Here is a 17962-nt window from a genome sequence, read left to right as displayed (position 1 = left end):
GGCGCGGCTAGGAGAAACGGCGCATGGCGCATTTCGGCGTGGTCGCCCCCGCGTTCTACAGCCATGTGGGCGCCCTGTCGGCGCTCGCACTGGCCCTGCACGAACGCGGCCACCGCGTGACCTTCCTGCAGCGGCCCGACGCCGCCGCCTACATCAAGGACGATCGGCTCGGTTTCCACGCCGTCGGCGCCGCCACCCACCCACCGGGTTCGCTGGCGCAGTCGCTGCGGCGCGCGGCCAATCCGGGCAGCCCGCTCGGCCTGCGCCACGTGATCGTCGACATGGCGGAGTCGACCGCCATGCTGTGCCGCGAACTGCCCGCCGCATGCGAAGCCTTGCGGATCGACGCCGTGCTCGGCGACCAGATGGAAGCCGCAGGCGGCCTGGTGGCCGAAGCGCTTGGCCTGCCCTTCGTCTCGATCGCCTGCGCGCTGCCGGTGAACCGCGAACCGGGCGTGCCCTTGCCGGTCATGCCCTTCGACTGGGGCGCCGGCGAGCGCGCGCTGCACATGTTCGAGGGCAGCACCCGGGTCTACGACTGGATGATGGCGCCGCACCGGCGGGCCCTTGAAACCGCAGCGCGCAAGCTCGGCATCCCCGTGCGCGGCGCCCTGCACGAATGCCTGTCGCCGCTGGCGCAGATCAGCCAGACGGTGGCCGCCTTCGATTTCCCGCGCCAGGCGCTGCCGGATACCTTTCATCACGTCGGTCCGCTGCGCGCGGCCTCCCACAAGGCACCGGCGCGGATCGACGCCCTGCCCGTCATCAGCCCGGACCGGCCCTTCGTCTTCGCCTCGCTCGGCACCTTGCAGGGACACCGCTTCGACCTGTTCAAGCGCATCGCCAAGGCCTGCCGCCAGCTCGACGTCCAGCTCCTGGCCGCCCACTGCGGCGGCCTCGATGCGCGCCAGTGCGCGCAGCTGGAAGGCCTTGGCGCCACCTGGGTCTGCGCATTCGCGCCGCAGGAAGCGGCACTGGCGCGGGCCGATGCCGTCGTCTCGCATGCGGGCCTGAACACGGTCCTGGACGCGGTGGCAAACCACACGCCGATCCTGGCGCTGCCGATCGCCTTCGACCAGCCGGGCGTGGCGGCACGCATCCGCCATGCCGGCGTCGGCCTCTCCGCCTCGCCGCGTTTTACAGGCGCGTCCGGGATCGCAAGCCGCTTGCGCCGCCTGCTCGACGAGCCGGGTTTCAAGGAGCGCTGCGCGCCGCTGGCCGAGGGCGTCAAAAGCGCCGGCGGCACGGCGCGGGCGGCCGACATCGTCGAAGCCGCGCTGGGCATCGATTCGCATAGCCGGGTGCGGCGTGAGGGGGCAGCGTGAACAAGCGCTTCTACGACCTGATCCTGGTCGGCGGCGGGCTGGCCAACGGCCTGATCGCCTGGCGCCTGCGCACCGAGCGTCCGGAGCTGGACATCCTGCTGCTGGAAGCGGGCGAGGCGATCGGCGGCAACCACACCTGGTCTTTCCACGACGGCGATCTCGACCTGCATCAGCAGGCCTGGGTGGCGCCCCTGGTCGCGCACCGCTGGCCGCGCTATGAGGTCGTCTTTCCCGGTTACGCGCGCACGCTCGAGAGCGGCTATGCCAGCATCGCATCAAGCGATTTCGCGCGCGTCGTCTCGGCCGCGCTGGGACCGTCCCTGCGTACGGGCGTCCGGGTCGCGGGCCTGAGCCCGACCAGTGTCCGCCTGGCCGGCGGCGAAACGCTGCAGGCCGGCGCCGTGATCGACGGCCGCGGCCCGCAGCCGAGTTCCCGCCTGGCGCTCGGCTATCAGACCTTCCTCGGCCAGGAAGTGCGACTGGCTGCGCCACATGGCCTGCGCGCCCCGGTCATCATGGACGCCGGCGTCGAGCAGCAAGGCGGCTACCGCTTCGTCTACCTGCTGCCCTTCGGGCCGGACCGCATACTGATCGAAGACACCCATTACGTCGATACGCTTGCCTGGGAGCCCGAGCGCCTGCGCGCCAACATCGCGGCCTATGCGCAGGGGCGCGGCTGGCGGATCCTTGACGTGCTGCGCGAAGAACAGGGCTCGCTGCCGATCGTGCTGACGGGAGACGTCGACGGCTTCTGGGCGGATTTCAGGGGTCAGCCGACCTCCGGCCTGCGCGCGGGATTGTTCCACTCGACGACCGGCTATTCGCTGCCGCACGCGGTGCGCCTGGCCGAACGCATCGCCAGTCTTGCCGACCTGAGCGCCCCGAAGCTGTTCGAGGCCATCCGCATCGAGGCGCAGCAGGCCTGGCGCGCGCAGCGCTTTTTCCGGCTGCTCAACCGCATGCTGTTTTTGGCCGGCAGTCCGGACAGCCGCTGGCGCGTCATGGCGCGCTTCTACCGGCTGCCGGCACCGCTCATCGAACGCTTTTATGCTGCCCGCCTGCGCCTGTTCGACAAGGCGCGCATCCTCAGCGGTAAGCCTCCCGTACCCGTGCGCGCGGCCATGAACGCCGCGCGCATGGTCCATCCCAGCCAGATCAGGAAACCAGAATGAACGCAGTAAACAACGCGGTCGTCGTCGGCGCCGGCTTCGGCGGCCTGGCCCTGGCCATCCGCCTGCAGGCCGGCGGCACGCAGACGACGCTGCTGGAAAAGCGCGACAAGCCGGGCGGCCGCGCCTATGTCTACGAAGACCAGGGTTTTGTCTTCGACGCCGGCCCCACCGTCATCACCGACCCGTCCTGCATCGAGGAGTTATTTACCGCTGCCGGCAAACGCATCGAGGATTATGTCGAGATGCTGCCCGTCTCTCCCTTCTATCGCCTGTGCTGGGAAGACGGCAGCCATTTCGACTACGTCAACGACCAGGAAGCGCTCGACCGCCAGATCCACGCGATCAACCCTGTCGACGTCGCCGGTTACCAGCGCTTCCTCGCGTATTCGAAGGCGGTGTTCGAAGAGGGCTATATCAAACTGGGCACCGTGCCCTTCCTGACCTTCCGCGACATGATCGCGGCCGGCCCGCAGCTGGCCAAGCTGCAGGCCTGGCGCAGCGTCTACAGCATGGTCTCGCGCTTCGTGCAGGACGAGCACCTGCGCCAGGCCTTTTCCTTTCACTCGCTGCTGGTCGGCGGCAATCCGTTCGCGACCTCGTCGATCTACACGCTGATCCACGCGCTCGAGCGGCGCTGGGGCGTCTGGTTCCCGCGCGGCGGCACCGGCGCGCTGGTGAACGGCCTGGTACGCCTGTTCCAGGACATCGGCGGACGGATCGAACTGAATGCATCGGTCGCGCAAATCGAAACGAAGAACGGGCGCGCCAGCGGCGTGCGCCTGGAAGACGGCCGCTTCTTCCCGGCCGATGCGGTGGCCTCGAACGCCGACGTGGTGCATACCTATGCCTCGCTCTTGAACCAGCACCCGCGCGGCGCGCAGGAAGCAGCCAGCCTGCGCAAGAAGCGCTTCAGTAATTCGCTGTTCGTCATCTATTTCGGACTGGACCACCACCACAGCCAGCTGCAGCACCATACGGTCTGCTTCGGCCCGCGCTACCGCGGCCTGATCGACGAAATTTTCAAGGGCAATGCGCTGGCCGACGATTTTTCGCTCTACCTGCACGCGCCCTGCGTCACCGACCCGTCGCTGGCGCCGCCCGGCTGCGGCAGCCATTACGTACTGGCGCCGGTACCGCACCTGGGCAATGCGGACATCGACTGGGAGGTCGAAGGGCCGCGCTACCGCGACAAGATTTTCGAATACCTCGAAGAGCGCTACATGCCGGGCCTGCGCAGCCAGCTCGTCACCAGCCGCATTTTTACGCCCTTCGATTTCCGCGACCAGCTGAATGCCCACGTCGGCTCGGCGTTTTCGCTGGAGCCCGTGCTGACCCAAAGCGCCTGGTTCCGTCCGCACAACCGCGACAGGGAGCTGGCCAACCTCTACCTGGTCGGCGCGGGTACCCATCCAGGCGCGGGCGTACCGGGCGTGATCGGCTCGGCCAAGGCGACTGCAGGCCTGATGCTTGCGGAGGCGCGCGCATGAACGCTGGAGCGAACGCATCGCTGCTGGACCACGCGACCGAAACGATCAAGGTCGGCTCGAAGAGTTTCGCGGCCGCGGCCAGGCTGTTCGACGCCCCTACCCGGCGCAGCGTGCTGATGCTGTATGCCTGGTGCCGCCACTGCGACGACGTGGTCGACGGCCAGGAACTGGGCTTCGGCATGGCGGCGCCCAGCCACGACCCGCATGGCGAACTGGCGCGGCTGGTCGAGCAGACGCGCCGCGCCTACGCGGGCGAAACGATGCCTGATCCGGCCTTCGCCGCCTTCCAGGAAGTCGCGCTGCGCCACGCCATCGCGCCGCGCCATGCTTTTGACCACCTGGCCGGCTTCGGCATGGACGTCGATGCCGTGCACTACGACACCTTCGAGGACACGCTGCGCTACTGCTACCACGTGGCGGGCGTGGTCGGCCTGATGATGGCCCAGATCATGGGCGCGCAAGCGCCACAGGTGCTCGACCGCGCCTGCGACCTCGGCCTGGCCTTCCAGCTGACGAACATCGCGCGCGACATCGTCGACGACGCGCGGCTCGGGCGCTGCTACCTGCCGACGCAGTGGCTGCGCGAAGCCGGGATTCCGCCGGAAGAGCTGGCCCTGCCGCGGCATCGCATGGCGCTGGCGAAGATTGCGGCGCGCCTGGTCGACCATGCCGAGCCGTATTACGATTGCGCGCTCGGCGGCGTGTCGGCGCTGCCGCTGCGCTCGGCCTGGGCGATCGCCACGGCACGCAGGGTGTATCGCCAGATCGGGATCGAGGTCAAGGCACGCGGACCGCGCGCCTGGGACGAACGGGTCGGCACCTCGCGCGCGACGAAACTGAAACTGCTGGCCATGGGCGGCGTGGACGCCTTGTTGTCGCGCCTGCGCCCGGTCAGGCCGCGTCCTGATGGCCTGTGGCGGCGTCCCGCGGACGCCTCGGTGCCCCGCCATGCAGTGCCTGCAACTGGCGTTTGAGCTTCGCGACCGGGGGCGCGTACAGGAAGCCGAACGAGACCGCGCCTTCCCTGCCCTCGACCGCATGGTGCATGCGGTGCGCCTGGTAGAGCCGCTTGGCGTAGCCGCTGCGCGGGGTGTACTGGAAAGGCCAGCGCCGGTGCACCAGGCCGTCGTGGGCGACGAAATAGAGGAAGCCGTAGGCCGTCATGCCGGCGCCGATCCATTGCAGCGGCCAGATGCCCTCGGTGCCGAACCAGATCAGGGCGATGGCCACGCCGGCGAAGACGACGGCGTATAAATCGTTCTTCTCGAACCAGCCGGTCCGAGCTTCATGGTGCGAGCGGTGCCAGCCCCAGCCGAAGCCGTGCATGATGTACTTGTGCGCGACGATGGAAAACACTTCCATGAAGACGACGGTGGCCACGACGATGAGCGTATTGAGCAGCATGAATGCAGGGACCAGGAGAGAAAAGGCGATGATCCCAGCCTACCATAAGGGGCTTGCGCGCACGGCTACCAAACCGCCTCTCGCCGCAACGAAACCAGAACAAGGAAAACACCGATGAATCAGTTGTCCCGCTTTGTAGCCTGCGCCGCCTTGATGTGCGCACTGAACGCCTCGGCCGCCACGGTCGAGGTACGCGTGTCGGGCGTGACCGCCAAGGGAAACGTGAAGGTCGCCGTCTGCGACAGGGAGCGCTTCCTGAAGCAGTGCGCCTGGAGCGCCTCGGCGCCGGCGCAGCCTGGCGAAACGACGGTCGTGGTCAAGGGCGTGCCCGCCGGCACCTGGGCCGTGCTGGCTTACCAGGACGAAAACGGCAACAATGAACTCGACCGCAACTTCGTCGGCATGCCGAAGGAGCCCTACGGTTTCAGCCGCGATGCGCGCGGCAAGTTCGGTCCGCCGAGCTTTGAAGATGCGGCCATCGAGGTCGGAGAAACGCAGGCGACGGCGACCGTGCGCCTGCGCTGAGCTGCCCGGCTGCCTCAGGCAGTGACGGAAGCGTCCTGGCGCGCCGCCGGCACCCCGCCGTCGAGCACCCGCATCAGGAAATGCGCCTTGCGCGGCGCGCGGTGCCGCTCGTGGATCTCGCGCGTCAGGACTTCGACCCGGCGCGGCTGCACGCTCAGCTGCCGCACGTCGATGTGCTCGCCTGCCGCATCGTTGCCGGCAAATTGCGCCGCCAGGTGCTGCGCAATGGTCCCGGTCAGCGTGACCGGCACCCCGTGCAGCGTCGTGCTGAGTTCGAAAGCCCGCGATGCGGGCAGGACAAATAAGGTCCCGACATATTCAGTACCGTGCTCTTCCATGTCAATCTCCTGTGACACGCATTCGCTGCGCCGGCGCAGTATCGGCTCGCCGGTTGCACGTCCATCATAGCGCGGCTGCGCCAGGGCACAACAGGAAAATACTCTCCTGCGCGACTGCACCACAGTGCGCAGGAACGGCGCCGTTCAGGCCGATTTTGGCGCCGACATGCGCGCCAGTGCCGCAAGGTCGAGCTCACCGTCGCCGCGCGCCACCGCCTGCTGCAGCGTCTCGCGCAGCACCGCGCCGAAGCGCAGCCGCAGGCCCTGTTCAGCAGCCGCATCGTTGGCCAGGCCGACATCCTTCAGGCCGAGCGAGAGCTTGAATCCGGCCGGGCTGTAGCGCTCCTGCGCGATCATCGCGCCATAGCCTTTATAGACGGGCGAACCGGCGAACAACGTGTTGCTCAGGAGGTCGAGGAAGCCGGCCGCCTCGATGCCGTGCGCGCCGACGAGCGCCGCCGATTCGCCCATCGCCTCGATCGCGCAGGCCAGGGTCAGGTTGGCGCCGAGTTTGACCGCATTCGCCTGTTCGGGCGCCGTGCCGAAACGCCAGGTCTTCTGCCCCATCAGGTCGAACAGCGGCTGCACGCGCGCGATCGCCTCGTCCGGACCGGCCGCCACGATATTGAGCTTGCCGGCGGCCGCCACGTCGACCCGGCCGAGCACAGGCGCCCCGATATAGCCGACGCCGCGCGCGGCATGCAGCGCTGCCATCTCGCGCGCGAAGGCCACCGACACCGTCGCCATGTTCACGTGAATGCTGCCCGGCGCCAGCGCGTCCAGGGCGCCGTCGTCCAGCAGCACGGCGCGGGTCGATGCGTCGTCCGCCAGCATCGTGAACAGCACGTCCACGGCCGCCGCCTCGGCCGGGCTGGCGGCTACCTGCGCACCCTGGGCGGCCAGTTCCTGCACAGGTCCAGCGCCGCGGTTCCATACGCGCAGCGGCTGCCCCGAGCGCAACAGGTTGGCTGCCATCCCGCGTCCCATTGCGCCGAGTCCGATAAATCCGATATTCATGCCTGCTCCTTGTCGAGTGTGCCGCCCTGTGGCTGATCCGGTCATTGAAACAGCAATCCGGAAAATGCGGCGCGAAAAAAAACCGGGACCTCGCGGTCCCGGCTTCGGTCTGGCTCACAGCCGTTCGGCAGCTCAGCGCTTGCGTGCCGGCGGCAGGTCGGTGCAGACGCCCTTGTAGACTTCGGCGGCCATGCCGATCGACTCGCCCAGCGTCGGGTGCGGGTGGATGGTCTTGCCGATGTCGACGCCGTCGGCGCCCATCTCGATCGCCAGCGCGATTTCGCCGATCATGTCGCCGGCATTCGTGCCGACGATGGTGCCGCCGATGATGCGACCGGTCTCGGTGTCGAACAGCAGCTTGGTGAAGCCTTCGTCGCGGCCGTTGGCGACCGCGCGGCCGCTCGCGTTCCACGGGAAGTGGCCCTTCTCGACCTTGATGCCCTTCTGCTTGGCTTCGTCTTCCGTGAGGCCGGCCCATGCCACTTCCGGATCGGTGTAGGCGACCGACGGAATGACTTTCGCATCGAAGTATGCCTTCTCGCCGTGCGCCGCTTCCGCCGCGACGTGCGCTTCGTGCACCGCCTTGTGCGCCAGCATCGGCTGGCCCACCAGGTCGCCAATGGCGAAGATATGCGGCACGTTGGTGCGCATCTGGCCGTCCACGCCGATGAAGCCGCGGTCGGTCACCGCCACGCCGGCCTTCTCGGCGGCGATTTTTTTACCGTTCGGGCTGCGGCCGACGGCCACCAGCACCAGGTCGTACAGCTGCGGTTCCGGCGCGGTGGCGCCGGCTTCCGCCGCTTCGAAGCTGACCTTGATGCCTTCAGGGAGGGCCTCCACGCCGACGGTCTTCGTCTTGAGCATGATGTTGTCGAAGCGGTGCGCGTTGTACTTCTGCCAGACTTTCACCGCCTCGCGGTCCGCGCCCTGCATCAGGCCATCCATCATCTCGACGACGTCGATGCGTGCACCGAGGGTCGAGTAGACGGTTGCCATTTCCAGGCCGATGATGCCGCCGCCGATGACCAGCATCTTCTTCGGTACCTGGCGCAGTTCCAGCGCGCCGGTCGAGTCGACGATGCGCGGGTCTTCCGGCACGAAAGGCAGTTTTACCACGCTCGATCCGGCGGCGATGATCGCTTTCGCGAACTTCACCACCTTCTTCGCGCCGTCGGCAGCGGTGACTTCGATGTGGTTCGGGCTCAGGAACTGGCCCACGCCCTGCACCACATTCACCTTGCGCGCCTTGGCCATGAAGGAGAGGCCGCCGGTCATCTTCTTGATGACGCCGTCCTTGTAGCCGCGCAGCTTGTCGATGTCGACGCTTGGTGCGGCAAAGCTCACGCCCAGGTCGGCCATGTGCGCGGTCTCGTCCATGATGTGCGCCACGTGCAGCAGTGCCTTGGACGGAATGCAGCCCACGTTCAGGCAGACGCCGCCCAAGGTCGCGTACTTCTCGACCAGCACCGTGTTCATGCCGAGGTCGGCGGAACGGAAAGCGGCCGAATAGCCGCCGGGACCGGCGCCCAGCACCATCATTTCGCATTCGATGTCGACCTGGCCGCTGTAGCTGGCGGCGCCCGGAACGGGCGCGCTCGCGGGAGCGGCGGCGTCAGCCTTGTGCGCTGGCGCATACGAATCGGTCGGTGCGGCAGCGGCGGTCGGCGCAGCTGCAGGCGCAGCGGCCGGAGCAGCAGGTGCAGCAGCCCCGGCCCCCTCTTCGAGCATCAGCAGCAGCGAACCTTCGTTCACCTTGTCGCCCACCTTGACCGACAGTTCCTTGACCACGCCGGCGTGGGTCGACGGGATTTCCATCGAGGCCTTGTCGGATTCCACGGTGACCAGCGACTGGTCGACCTTGATCGTGTCGCCGGGCTTGACCATCAGTTCGATGATTTCGACGTCCTTGAAATCGCCGATGTTCGGGACTTTTACTTCAACAGTGCTCATTCTCGGCGCTCCTTACAGAAGGGTCTTGCGCAGGTCGGCCAGCACTTCGGCCAGGTAGGCGGCGAAGCGCGCGGCGCCGGCGCCATCGATCACGCGGTGGTCGTAGGACAGCGACAGCGGCAGCATCAGGCGCGGCTGGAAAGTGGAACCATCCCAGACCGGCTTCATGGCCGACTTCGACAGGCCGAGGATCGCCAGTTCAGGCGCATTGATGATCGGCGTGAAGGCGGTGCCGCCAATGCCGCCGAGCGACGAAATGGTGAAGGTCGCGCCCTGCATGTTCGCAGGCGACAGCTTGCCGTCGCGTGCCTGTGCCGAAAGCTCGCCCATTTCGGTGGCGATCTGCGACACGGTCTTCTTGTCGGCATCCTTCACGACCGGAACCACCAGGCCGTTCGGGGTGTCGGCCGCGAAGCCGATGTTGTAGTACTGCTTGAGGATCAGGCTGGCGCCGTCTCCGCTCAGCGAGGCATTAAATTGCGGGAATTTCTTCAGCGCGGCGACCGAGGCCTTGATCACGAATGCCAGCATGGTCAGTTTCACCGCCGACTTCTGCTTCGCCAATGCCGCGTTCGAATCGACGCGGAACTGTTCCAGGTCCGTCACGTCCGCTTCGTCGAAGGTCGTCACGTGCGGGATCATGACCCAGTTGCGGTGCAGGTTCGGGCCGGAGATCTTCTTGATGCGCGACAGCGGCAGCAGTTCGGTCGGGCCGAACTTCGAGAAGTCGAGCGACGGCCATGGCAGCAGGTCGAGACCGACGCCGGTGCCGCCCTTCGCTGGCGCAGCGGCAGCGGCCGGAGCGGCCATCACGCCCTTGACGAAGTTCTGCACGTCCTGCTGGGTGATGCGGTTCTTCGGACCTGTGCCCGGCACGCGTGCCAGGTCGACGCCCAGTTCGCGGGCGAACTTGCGGATCGACGGCGAGGCGTGGGCTTTCGAGCCGGTGACGCCCTGGCTTGGCGCGGCTGCGGCCGGAGCCGGAGCCGGCGCGGCGGCTGCCGGTGCGGATGGCGCAGCGGCGGCGGGGGCCGGCGCGGCGGCAGCCGGTGCGGAAGACGACGCAGCTGCGGACGCACCGCCGGCCGCTTCGAGCACCAGCACGAGCGAACCCTCGGCGACCTTGTCGCCCACCTTGACCTTCACTTCCTTGACGGTGCCGGCGTGGCTGGACGGGATTTCCATGCTCGCCTTGTCCGATTCGACGGTGATCAGGGACTGGTCGACCTTGATCTGGTCGCCCGGCTTGACCATCAGTTCGATGACTTCGACTTCCTTGAAGTCGCCGATGTCCGGCACGGTGACTTCGACGAGTGCGCCGGCGCCGGCCGGTGCGGCGGCGGCCGGGGCAACGGCAGGCGCAGCTTCAGCAGCGGCCGGTGCCGCGGCAGCAGGCGCCGGTGCGGCCGCTGGTGCGGCGGCAGCGCCGCCAGCTTCTTCGAGCATCAGTACGAGCGAGCCCTCGGCGACCTTGTCGCCGACCTTGACCTTGATTTCCTTGACCACGCCCGCATGGCTGGACGGGATTTCCATGCTGGCCTTGTCCGATTCGACGGTCACGAGCGACTGGTCGACCTTGATCGTGTCGCCGACTTTGACCATCAGTTCGATGACTTCGACTTCCTTGAAGTCGCCGATGTCCGGGACTTTGACTTCCACAATGCTCATAGTGTTAGCTCCGTTATTTTTTGTATGGGTGCGAATGTATGGCCGTTGCTCCCCCCCGCGGGGTGGAGCAACGGCGAACTACCACTCATTTACATTACTGGGTCACAGGATTCGGCTTGTTCGCATCGATGCCGTACTTGGCGATCGCCTGGGCCACGACCGACATCTCGATCTTGCCTTCATCGGCCAGCGAGCGCAGGGCGGCAACGGTCACGTAGTAACGGTTCACTTCGAAGAACTCGCGCAGCTTCACGCGGCTGTCCGAGCGTCCGAAGCCGTCGGTGCCCAGCACTTTATAGGTGCGGTCCTTCGGCATGTAGGCGCGGATCTGCTCGGCGAACAGGCGCATGTAGTCGGTCGTCGCGACGATCGGGCCGGTCGAGTTCTGCATCAGCTGCGTCACGTACGGTACGCGCTGTTCGGCTTCCGGGTTGACCATGTTCCAGCGCTCGCAGTCCTGGCCATCGCGCGCCAGCAGCGTCAGCGACGGGGCGGACCAGACGTCGGCGGCGACGCCCCAGTCGTTCTTCAGCAGTTCGGCGGCAAAAATCGACTCGCGCAGGATGGTGCCGCAGCCGATCAGCTGGACGCGGTTCTGCAGGCTGGCGTCGCCTTCCTGGAGCAGGTACATGCCTTTCAGGATGCCCTCTTCCGTGCCAGGTTTGAGGCCCGGCTGCTCGTAGTTCTCGTTCATGATGGTGATGTAATAGAACACGTCTTCCTGTTCCGTCACCATGCGGCGCAGGCCGTCATGAATGATCACCGCCACTTCGTGCCCGAAGGTCGGGTCGTACGGCAGGCAGTTCGGCACCGTCGCGGCGATGATGTGGCTATGGCCGTCTTCGTGCTGCAGGCCTTCGCCGTTGAGCGTCGTGCGGCCGGCAGTGCCGCCCATCAGGAAGCCGCGGGCGCGGATGTCGCCCGCCAGCCAGACCAGGTCGCCCACGCGCTGCATGCCGAACATCGAGTAGAAGGTGTAGAACGGCACCATCTGGCGGTTGTTCGACGAGTAGGACGTTGCAGCCGCGATCCACGAGCTCATGCCGCCTGCTTCGTTGATACCCTCTTGCAGGATCTGGCCGGCCTTGTCTTCGCGGTAGTACATGACCTGGTCTTTATCGACCGGCTCGTACAACTGGCCCTGCTGGTTGAAGATGCCGATCTGGCGGAACAGGCCTTCCATGCCGAAGGTACGCGATTCGTCGACCAGGATCGGCACGATGCGCTGGCCCAGGCTCTGGTCCTTCAGCAGGCTCGTGATCACGCGGACATAGGACTGCGTGGTCGAGATTTCGCGGCCCGGCGCGGTTGCGTCCAGCACCGACTTGAACGACTCCAGCGGCGGCACGATCAGGGTTTCGTCGGCCTTCTGGCGGCGCTGCGGCAGGTAGCCGCCGAGGGCCGCGCGGCGCTCGTGCAGGTATTTCATTTCAGGCGCGTCGTCGGACGGCTTGAAGAACGGGATCTCGGCCAGCTTGTCGTCCGGGATCGGGATGGCGAAACGGTCGCGCATTTCGCGGATCGCCTCATCATCGAGCTTCTTGGTCTGGTGCGCGGTGTTGCGCGCCTCGCCCGACTTGCCCATGCCGAAGCCCTTGACGGTCTTGACCAGCAGGACGGTCGGCGTGCCCTTGTTTTCTTGCGCGTTCTTGAAGGCGGCGTAGATCTTGTGCGGATCGTGGCCGCCGCGGGTCAGGCGCCAGATGTCGTCGTCGCTCATGTTGGCGACCATCTTCAGCAGCTCGGGGTGCTTGCCGAAGAAGTGCTTGCGCACGTAGGCGCCGTCTTTCGCCTTGTAGTTCTGGTATTCGCCGTCGACGGTTTCCATCATCACGCGCTGCAGGATGCCGTCCTTGTCCTTCGACAGCAGGGCGTCCCAGCCCGGGCCCCAGACGACCTTGACGACGTTCCAGCCGGCGCCGCGGAAGTCCGCTTCCAGTTCCTGGATGATCTTGCCGTTGCCGCGCACCGGACCGTCCAGGCGCTGCAGGTTGCAGTTGACGACCATGACCAGGTTGTCGAGGCGTTCGCGTGCGGCCATGCCGATCGCGCCCATCGATTCCGGCTCGTCCATCTCGCCGTCGCCGCAGAAGACCCAGACTTTACGGGCTTCGGTGTCGGCAATGCCGCGGGCGTGCAGGTATTTCAGGAAGCGCGCCTGGTAGATCGCCATCAGCGGGCCCAGGCCCATCGAGACGGTCGGGAACTGCCAGAAGTCCGGCATCAGCTTCGGGTGCGGGTACGAAGACAGGCCCTTGCCGTCGACTTCGCGGCGGAAGTTCAGCATCTGCTCTTCGGTGATGCGGCCTTCGAGGTAGGCGCGCGCGTAGATGCCGGGCGAGCTGTGGCCCTGGATGTAGAGCAGGTCGCCGCCGTGGTTGTCGCTCGGGGCTTTCCAGAAGTGGTTGAAGCCGATGCCGAGCATGTTCGCCAGCGAGGCGAAGGACGAGATGTGGCCGCCGAGGTCGCCGTCGGCGCGGTTGGCTTTCACCACCATCGCCATCGCGTTCCAGCGCATCCACGAGCGCAGGCGCTCTTCGTATTCGAGGTTACCCGGGCAGTGCGCCTCCAGGTGGGCAGGAATGGTGTTGACGTAGGCGGTATTGCTGGAGAACGGGACGTGGGCGCCGCGGCGGCGCGCCAGGTCGACCAGGCGCTCCATCAGGTAGTGCGCGCGTTCGGTACCTTCGTTTTCGATGACCGCTTCGAGCGCGTCGAGCCATTCCTTGGTTTCGAGCGAATCCGGGTCATTGGCGGCCTGGGCCGTCAACTGATCGAGCTGAGCTGACATTGGTGCGTCTCCTTGGTTTTGGTGGCCCACGTCGATCTCCAGATCGCCCGCCGGCGTATTTGATGAACAATCAATATGAATCAAGCCACGAGATTCTACCAGTGGAAGTGGTCTTTTTCAAATTACGATATATCATTTCATAATATGGAATCGCCTGTGCAAATGCGCTGGCCGACGGGGATCCGGTATGCAATGCACATGCCCGCCATCCCTCATCACTACCAACTCTGTAAATATGACAATGAACCACGGAGCGCGGCGCGCGATTCCGTGGATTCGCCGTGCGCGCCGTATAATTTCATCTTTGTCCAGTGATGAGCCCCACCATGCCAGCCCAACTGATCGACGGAGTCCAACTTTCCCAGCAACTGCGCGCCGAAATCGCCGAGCGTGCAGCCAAACTCACGGCCGCCGGCCAGCAGCCCGGCCTTGCCGTGATCCTGGTCGGCGAAGACCCGGCCAGCCAGGTCTACGTGCGCAACAAGGTCAAGGCCTGCGGCGACGTGGGCTTTCACTCGGTGCTGGAAAAATACGAGGCCGACCTGACGGAGGCCGCCCTGCTCGCCCGCATCGCCGCCCTCAACGAGGACCCGGCCATCCACGGCATCCTGGTCCAGATGCCCCTGCCGCGCCACATCAATCCGAGCAAGGTGATCGAAGCGATTTCGACCAGCAAGGACGTCGACGGTTATTCGGTCCTGTCGGCCGGCGAACTGGTTGCCAACCTGCCGGGTTTCCGCCCCTGCACGCCCTACGGCTGCATGAAGCTGATCGAGTCCACGGGCACTGATCTGCGCGGCAAGCACGCGGTCGTGATCGGCCGTTCGAACACAGTCGGCAAACCAATGGCACTGCTGCTCTTGCAAGCCAACGCCACCGTGACCATATGCCATAGCGCGACGCCGGACCTGGGCGTCTACACGCGCCAGGCCGACATCGTCGTGGCCGCCGTCGGCCGCCGCAACACCGTCACCGCCGACATGGTGAAACCGGGCGCGATCGTGATCGACGTCGGCATGAACCGCGACGACGCCGGCAAGCTGTGCGGCGACGTCGATTTCGCCGGCGTACGCGAAGTGGCCTCGCACATCACCCCGGTGCCGGGCGGCGTCGGGCCGATGACGATCACCATGTTGTTGATGAATACGGTCGAGTCCGCGGAACGCGTGCTCGGCAAGCGCCAGGAAGTGCTCAGCCAGGCCACGGGAATGGATCCGAAACCTGGTGTTGCATAAGCTGTCGCATAAACTTTAGGAAGGAACACCATGAGCATTGATACCAGTAATCCCCTTCTTGACTTCTCGGGCCTGCCGCGTTTCGATGCGTTCCGCCCGGAACACGTCACGCCGGCCATCGAGCAGCTGATCCAGGAGGCCACCGAGGTCGTCGCCAGGCTCGAAGCACCGAGCGACAACGTAAGCTGGGACAATTTCGTGGTGCCCCTGGAGGAAGCGACCGAACGCCTGGGCCGCGCCTGGGGCATCGTCAACCACCTGAACCATGTGGCCGACACGCCGGAACTGCGCGCCACCTACAACGAAAACCAGCCGAAACTCACCGAGTTCTGGACCACCCTGGGCCAGAACGAGCTGCTCTTCGCCAAGTACAAGGCGATACGCGCCAACCCGGACTACGTCAACCTGAGCCCGGCCCGTAAACGCATCGTCGAAAACGCCCTGCGCGACTTCCGTCTGGGCGGCGCCGAACTCCCAAGCGACAAAAAGGAACGCTTCGCCGCCATCCAGGAGCAGCACGCCGCGATCTCGACGCGCTTCTCGGAAAACGTGCTCGACGCAACCAACGACTACAAGCTCATCGTCGAAAACGAAGCCGAGCTGGCGGGCATTCCCGAGGACGCCAAGGCCGCCGCGCAAGCCGCGGCTGTTGCGGCGGGCAAGACCGGCTACCAGTTCACCCTGCACTTCCCATCCTACTTCCCGGTCCTGCAATTCGCGGACAATCGCCAGCTGCGCGAAACGATCTATCGCGCCAGCGCGACCAAGGCGTCGGACATGGGCGCCGTGTTCAGCGAACTGGAGAAATGGGACAACAGTTCCAACATCGCCCAGCTGCTCAAACTGCGCGACGAGGAAGCGAAGCTGCTCGACTACCGCAACTTTGCCGAAGTGTCGCTGGTGCCGAAGATGGCCGAGAGCCCGGAACATGTGATTTCCTTCCTGGAGGACCTGGCGCGCCGCGCGCGTCCGTTCGCCGAAAAAGACCTGGCCGAGCTGCGCGCCTTTGCCAAGGACGAGCTGGGAATCGAGGATATGCAGGCCTGGGACCTGTCCTACGCGTCGGAAAAGCTGCGCGAAAAGCGCTATGCCTTCTCGGCGCAGGAAGTCAAGGAGTACTTTCCTGAGCCGAAGGTCATCGAAGGCCTGTTCAAGGTCGTGCAGACCCTGTTCTCGGTCGCGATCAAGCCGGACACGGCGCCCGTCTGGCATCCGGACGTGCGTTTCTACCGCATCGAACGCGACGGCCAGCTGATCGGCCAGTTCTATTTCGACCTGTACGCGCGCGCCGGCAAGGGCCAGGGTGCGTGGATGGACGACGCGCGCGGACGCCGCATGACGACGGGCGGCATCGTGCAGACGCCGGTGGCCTACCTGACCTGCAACTTCACGCCGCCGGCAACTGTCGACGGCGAGCTGCAGCCCTCGCTGTTCACGCACGACGAAGTGACGACCCTGTTCCACGAATTCGGCCACGGCCTGCACCACATGCTGACCGAAGTCGAGGAGCTGTCGGTATCGGGTATCTCGGGCGTCGAATGGGATGCGGTCGAGCTGCCGTCGCAGTTCATGGAGAACTTCTGCTGGGAGTGGGACGTGCTGCAAGGCATGACCGCCCACTTCAAGACGGGCGAGCCGCTGCCGCGCGCGCTGTACGACAAGATGCTGGCGGCTAAGAACTTCCAGTCGGGCATGCAGACCCTGCGCCAGGTCGAGTTCTCGCTGATCGACATGCACCTGCACTACGACTTCGACCCGAACAGCCAGCAATCGGTGCAGCAGCTGATCGACGATGTGCGCAGCAAGTTCTCGGTGATGATTCCGCCCTCCTTCAACCGCTTCCAGCACTCGTTCGGCCACATCTTCGCGGGCGGCTATGCGGCCGGCTACTACAGTTATAAATGGGCCGAGGTGCTGTCGGCGGACGCCTATGCGGCCTTCGAGGAAGCGATCGAGGCCGGCGGCGGAGAGCTGTCGGCCGAGACCGGACGGCGCTTCCAGCGCGAGATCCTGGCCGTCGGCGGGTCGCGCCCGGCGCTGGAATCGTTCAAGGCGTTCCGCGGCCGCGAGCCGTCGATCGACGCGCTGCTGCGCCATAATGGAATGAACAGCGCGGCATGAACGCCTAAAGTCGAGTGACCTGGGCCGCGGCGAAAAGTTCGCTGCGGCCCAGCGATGCAAACCAACCACCGCCCGGCGGACCGGTTTACAATCTGGTCCATGACACGGATCGACTTCCACACCAATATTCCCGACAAACTCGCCTACGCCTGCCGCCTGGCACGCAAGGCGTATTCGGCGAAAGCAAAAATCGTCCTGCTGGCCGAGGACGCCGCCCAGGCCGCGGCCCTGAACGAGGCGCTGTGGACGCTGTCGAATATCGATTTCCTGCCGCACGTGATGGCGGGCGATCCGCTGGCGTCCGAAACGCCGATCATCATCACCGACAGCGAAGAAGCGGCGCTGCCGCATCATGAGATGCTGGTCAACCTCACGCGCCGCACGCCGAGCAATGTCGCCGAATTCGCGCGTGTCTTCGAGATCATCTCGAACGACGAGCTTGATGCCGCCGCCGGGCGCCAGCGCTATGTCGCCTATAAAAAGCAGTCCTATCCGCTGACCCACTTCGTCGCAGGACAATCATGAGCCAGAACCCCGCCTTCGATAGCAGCATTCCCGTGTTGACTGAAGTGGTGCTGGAGCCGATGGGTCCGGAGCCGACACCGGCCACGGACGCCGGCCAGGCCGAGGCGGAGGCGGCGATTGCGGTCGCCGAGGAACTGGCGGAAGCGGAGGCGCCTGCCGCCCTCCAGACGCAGCCGGAACCGGACTGGGACGAACTCGAAAGCCGCATCGTCGAACGGGTCGTGGCGCAGCTGCAGCCACAAATCGATGCCGTCGTACGCAATGCCCTCGCCTCCGCCGGCGACCAGATCCACATCGGCCTGCGCCAGGCAGTCGAACAGGTGGTGGCGCAGCAGGTCGCCGGCCTTCAGTTCGGCCAAAAAGCCTAGCGCACCGTAGGGTGGGCTCTCCGAGCCCACGCGTTA

Annotated in this window: 15 protein-coding genes; 9 read left to right on the top strand and 6 right to left on the bottom strand. The window is 65.9% G+C overall.

What is annotated here, in order from left to right; all coding sequences use genetic code 11:
- Positions 1-23: 23 nt before the first annotated feature.
- The 4 genes from LPB04_RS10365 to crtB are packed head-to-tail and all read left to right on the top strand — an operon-like array spanning position 24 to position 4958.
- The gene (locus LPB04_RS10365) at positions 24-1325 is read left to right on the top strand and encodes a glycosyltransferase (RefSeq protein WP_193688587.1); all 1302 of its coding nucleotides are present in this window, start codon (positions 24-26) and stop codon (positions 1323-1325) included.
- Positions 1322-2497, top strand: coding sequence for a lycopene beta-cyclase CrtY (gene crtY / locus LPB04_RS10360; RefSeq protein WP_193688586.1), 1176 nt, complete (start codon positions 1322-1324; stop codon positions 2495-2497). The genes LPB04_RS10365 and crtY overlap by 4 nt, the downstream gene beginning before the upstream one ends.
- Positions 2494-3984 (top strand): phytoene desaturase, encoded by a 1491-nt coding sequence (locus LPB04_RS10355; protein ID WP_193688585.1) that lies wholly within the window; start codon positions 2494-2496, stop codon positions 3982-3984. The genes crtY and LPB04_RS10355 overlap by 4 nt, the downstream gene beginning before the upstream one ends.
- Positions 3981-4958 (top strand): 15-cis-phytoene synthase CrtB, encoded by a 978-nt coding sequence (gene crtB / locus LPB04_RS10350; RefSeq protein ID WP_193688584.1) that lies wholly within the window; start codon positions 3981-3983, stop codon positions 4956-4958. Before LPB04_RS10355 ends, crtB begins: the two co-directional genes overlap by 4 nt.
- On the opposite strand, the gene LPB04_RS10345 is transcribed toward crtB, so the two are convergent.
- On the bottom strand, positions 4876-5388 hold the full coding sequence (locus LPB04_RS10345; protein ID WP_193688583.1) for a sterol desaturase family protein: 513 nt from the start codon (positions 5386-5388) through the stop codon (positions 4876-4878). The genes crtB and LPB04_RS10345 overlap by 83 nt on opposite strands.
- Positions 5389-5502: 114 nt before the next feature.
- Here LPB04_RS10345 and LPB04_RS10340 point away from each other — a divergent pair, with 114 nt between their 5' ends.
- Entirely contained in the window at positions 5503-5913 is a 411-nt protein-coding gene (locus LPB04_RS10340) for a DUF2141 domain-containing protein (protein ID WP_193688582.1), read from the top strand.
- Positions 5914-5927: 14 nt separating this feature from the next.
- Here the strand turns inward: LPB04_RS10340 and LPB04_RS10335 are convergent, their stop codons facing one another.
- The 5 genes from LPB04_RS10335 to aceE all read right to left on the bottom strand — a co-directional run bounded on the left by LPB04_RS10335 (position 5928) and on the right by aceE (position 13677).
- Positions 5928-6251 carry a hypothetical protein gene (locus LPB04_RS10335; RefSeq protein ID WP_193688581.1) on the bottom strand — a complete coding sequence of 108 codons (324 nt, stop codon included), beginning with the start codon at positions 6249-6251 and terminating at the stop codon, positions 5928-5930.
- Positions 6252-6395: 144 nt separating this feature from the next.
- Complete coding sequence (locus tag LPB04_RS10330; RefSeq protein WP_229515012.1) at positions 6396-7268, bottom strand: NAD(P)-dependent oxidoreductase; 873 nt, start codon at positions 7266-7268, stop codon at positions 6396-6398.
- Between the two features lie 132 nt (positions 7269-7400).
- Entirely contained in the window at positions 7401-9218 is a 1818-nt protein-coding gene (gene lpdA / locus LPB04_RS10325; protein WP_193688579.1) for a dihydrolipoyl dehydrogenase, read from the bottom strand.
- A 12-nt stretch (positions 9219-9230) separates the two neighbouring features.
- A complete protein-coding gene (gene aceF / locus LPB04_RS10320; RefSeq protein ID WP_193688578.1) occupies positions 9231-10886 on the bottom strand; it encodes a dihydrolipoyllysine-residue acetyltransferase in 1656 nt (551 codons plus the stop codon).
- 94 nt (positions 10887-10980) lie between these two features.
- Positions 10981-13677 carry a pyruvate dehydrogenase (acetyl-transferring), homodimeric type gene (gene aceE / locus LPB04_RS10315; RefSeq protein ID WP_193688577.1) on the bottom strand — a complete coding sequence of 899 codons (2697 nt, stop codon included), beginning with the start codon at positions 13675-13677 and terminating at the stop codon, positions 10981-10983.
- 326 nt (positions 13678-14003) lie between these two features.
- Here aceE and folD point away from each other — a divergent pair, with 326 nt between their 5' ends.
- The 4 genes from folD to LPB04_RS10295 all read left to right on the top strand — a co-directional run bounded on the left by folD (position 14004) and on the right by LPB04_RS10295 (position 17926).
- On the top strand, positions 14004-14912 hold the full coding sequence (gene folD / locus LPB04_RS10310) for a bifunctional methylenetetrahydrofolate dehydrogenase/methenyltetrahydrofolate cyclohydrolase FolD (RefSeq protein WP_227496695.1): 909 nt from the start codon (positions 14004-14006) through the stop codon (positions 14910-14912).
- Positions 14913-14942: 30 nt separating this feature from the next.
- A complete protein-coding gene (locus LPB04_RS10305; RefSeq protein ID WP_193688576.1) occupies positions 14943-17033 on the top strand; it encodes a M3 family metallopeptidase in 2091 nt (696 codons plus the stop codon).
- A gap of 99 nt (positions 17034-17132) precedes the next feature.
- Complete coding sequence (locus tag LPB04_RS10300; RefSeq protein WP_193688575.1) at positions 17133-17558, top strand: DNA polymerase III subunit chi; 426 nt, start codon at positions 17133-17135, stop codon at positions 17556-17558.
- Positions 17555-17926 (top strand): hypothetical protein, encoded by a 372-nt coding sequence (locus LPB04_RS10295; protein ID WP_193688574.1) that lies wholly within the window; start codon positions 17555-17557, stop codon positions 17924-17926. Before LPB04_RS10300 ends, LPB04_RS10295 begins: the two co-directional genes overlap by 4 nt.
- Positions 17927-17962: the final 36 nt, after the last annotated feature.

The organism is Massilia litorea (genome assembly GCF_015101885.1).
Taxonomy (GTDB): Bacteria; Pseudomonadota; Gammaproteobacteria; order Burkholderiales; family Burkholderiaceae_D; genus Telluria; species Telluria litorea.
The sequence above is the reverse complement of the archived record's forward strand: the minus strand, read 5'-3'. Positions and strand labels throughout refer to the sequence as shown.

Coding starts and splice junctions, on each gene's coding strand:
- LPB04_RS10355 (WP_193688585.1), top strand. CDS start 2,494: ATGAACGCAGTAAACAACGCGGTCGTCGTCGGCGCCGGCTTCGGCGGC.
- lpdA (WP_193688579.1), bottom strand. CDS start 9,218: ATGAGCACTGTTGAAGTAAAAGTCCCGAACATCGGCGATTTCAAGGAC.
- folD (WP_227496695.1), top strand. CDS start 14,004: ATGCCAGCCCAACTGATCGACGGAGTCCAACTTTCCCAGCAACTGCGC.
- LPB04_RS10300 (WP_193688575.1), top strand. CDS start 17,133: ATGACACGGATCGACTTCCACACCAATATTCCCGACAAACTCGCCTAC.
- LPB04_RS10295 (WP_193688574.1), top strand. CDS start 17,555: ATGAGCCAGAACCCCGCCTTCGATAGCAGCATTCCCGTGTTGACTGAA.
- LPB04_RS10330 (WP_229515012.1), bottom strand. CDS start 7,268: ATGAATATCGGATTTATCGGACTCGGCGCAATGGGACGCGGGATGGCA.
- LPB04_RS10345 (WP_193688583.1), bottom strand. CDS start 5,388: ATGCTGCTCAATACGCTCATCGTCGTGGCCACCGTCGTCTTCATGGAA.
- LPB04_RS10365 (WP_193688587.1), top strand. CDS start 24: ATGGCGCATTTCGGCGTGGTCGCCCCCGCGTTCTACAGCCATGTGGGC.
- LPB04_RS10340 (WP_193688582.1), top strand. CDS start 5,503: ATGAATCAGTTGTCCCGCTTTGTAGCCTGCGCCGCCTTGATGTGCGCA.
- aceE (WP_193688577.1), bottom strand. CDS start 13,677: ATGTCAGCTCAGCTCGATCAGTTGACGGCCCAGGCCGCCAATGACCCG.
- aceF (WP_193688578.1), bottom strand. CDS start 10,886: ATGAGCATTGTGGAAGTCAAAGTCCCGGACATCGGCGACTTCAAGGAA.
- crtB (WP_193688584.1), top strand. CDS start 3,981: ATGAACGCTGGAGCGAACGCATCGCTGCTGGACCACGCGACCGAAACG.
- LPB04_RS10305 (WP_193688576.1), top strand. CDS start 14,943: ATGAGCATTGATACCAGTAATCCCCTTCTTGACTTCTCGGGCCTGCCG.
- LPB04_RS10335 (WP_193688581.1), bottom strand. CDS start 6,251: ATGGAAGAGCACGGTACTGAATATGTCGGGACCTTATTTGTCCTGCCC.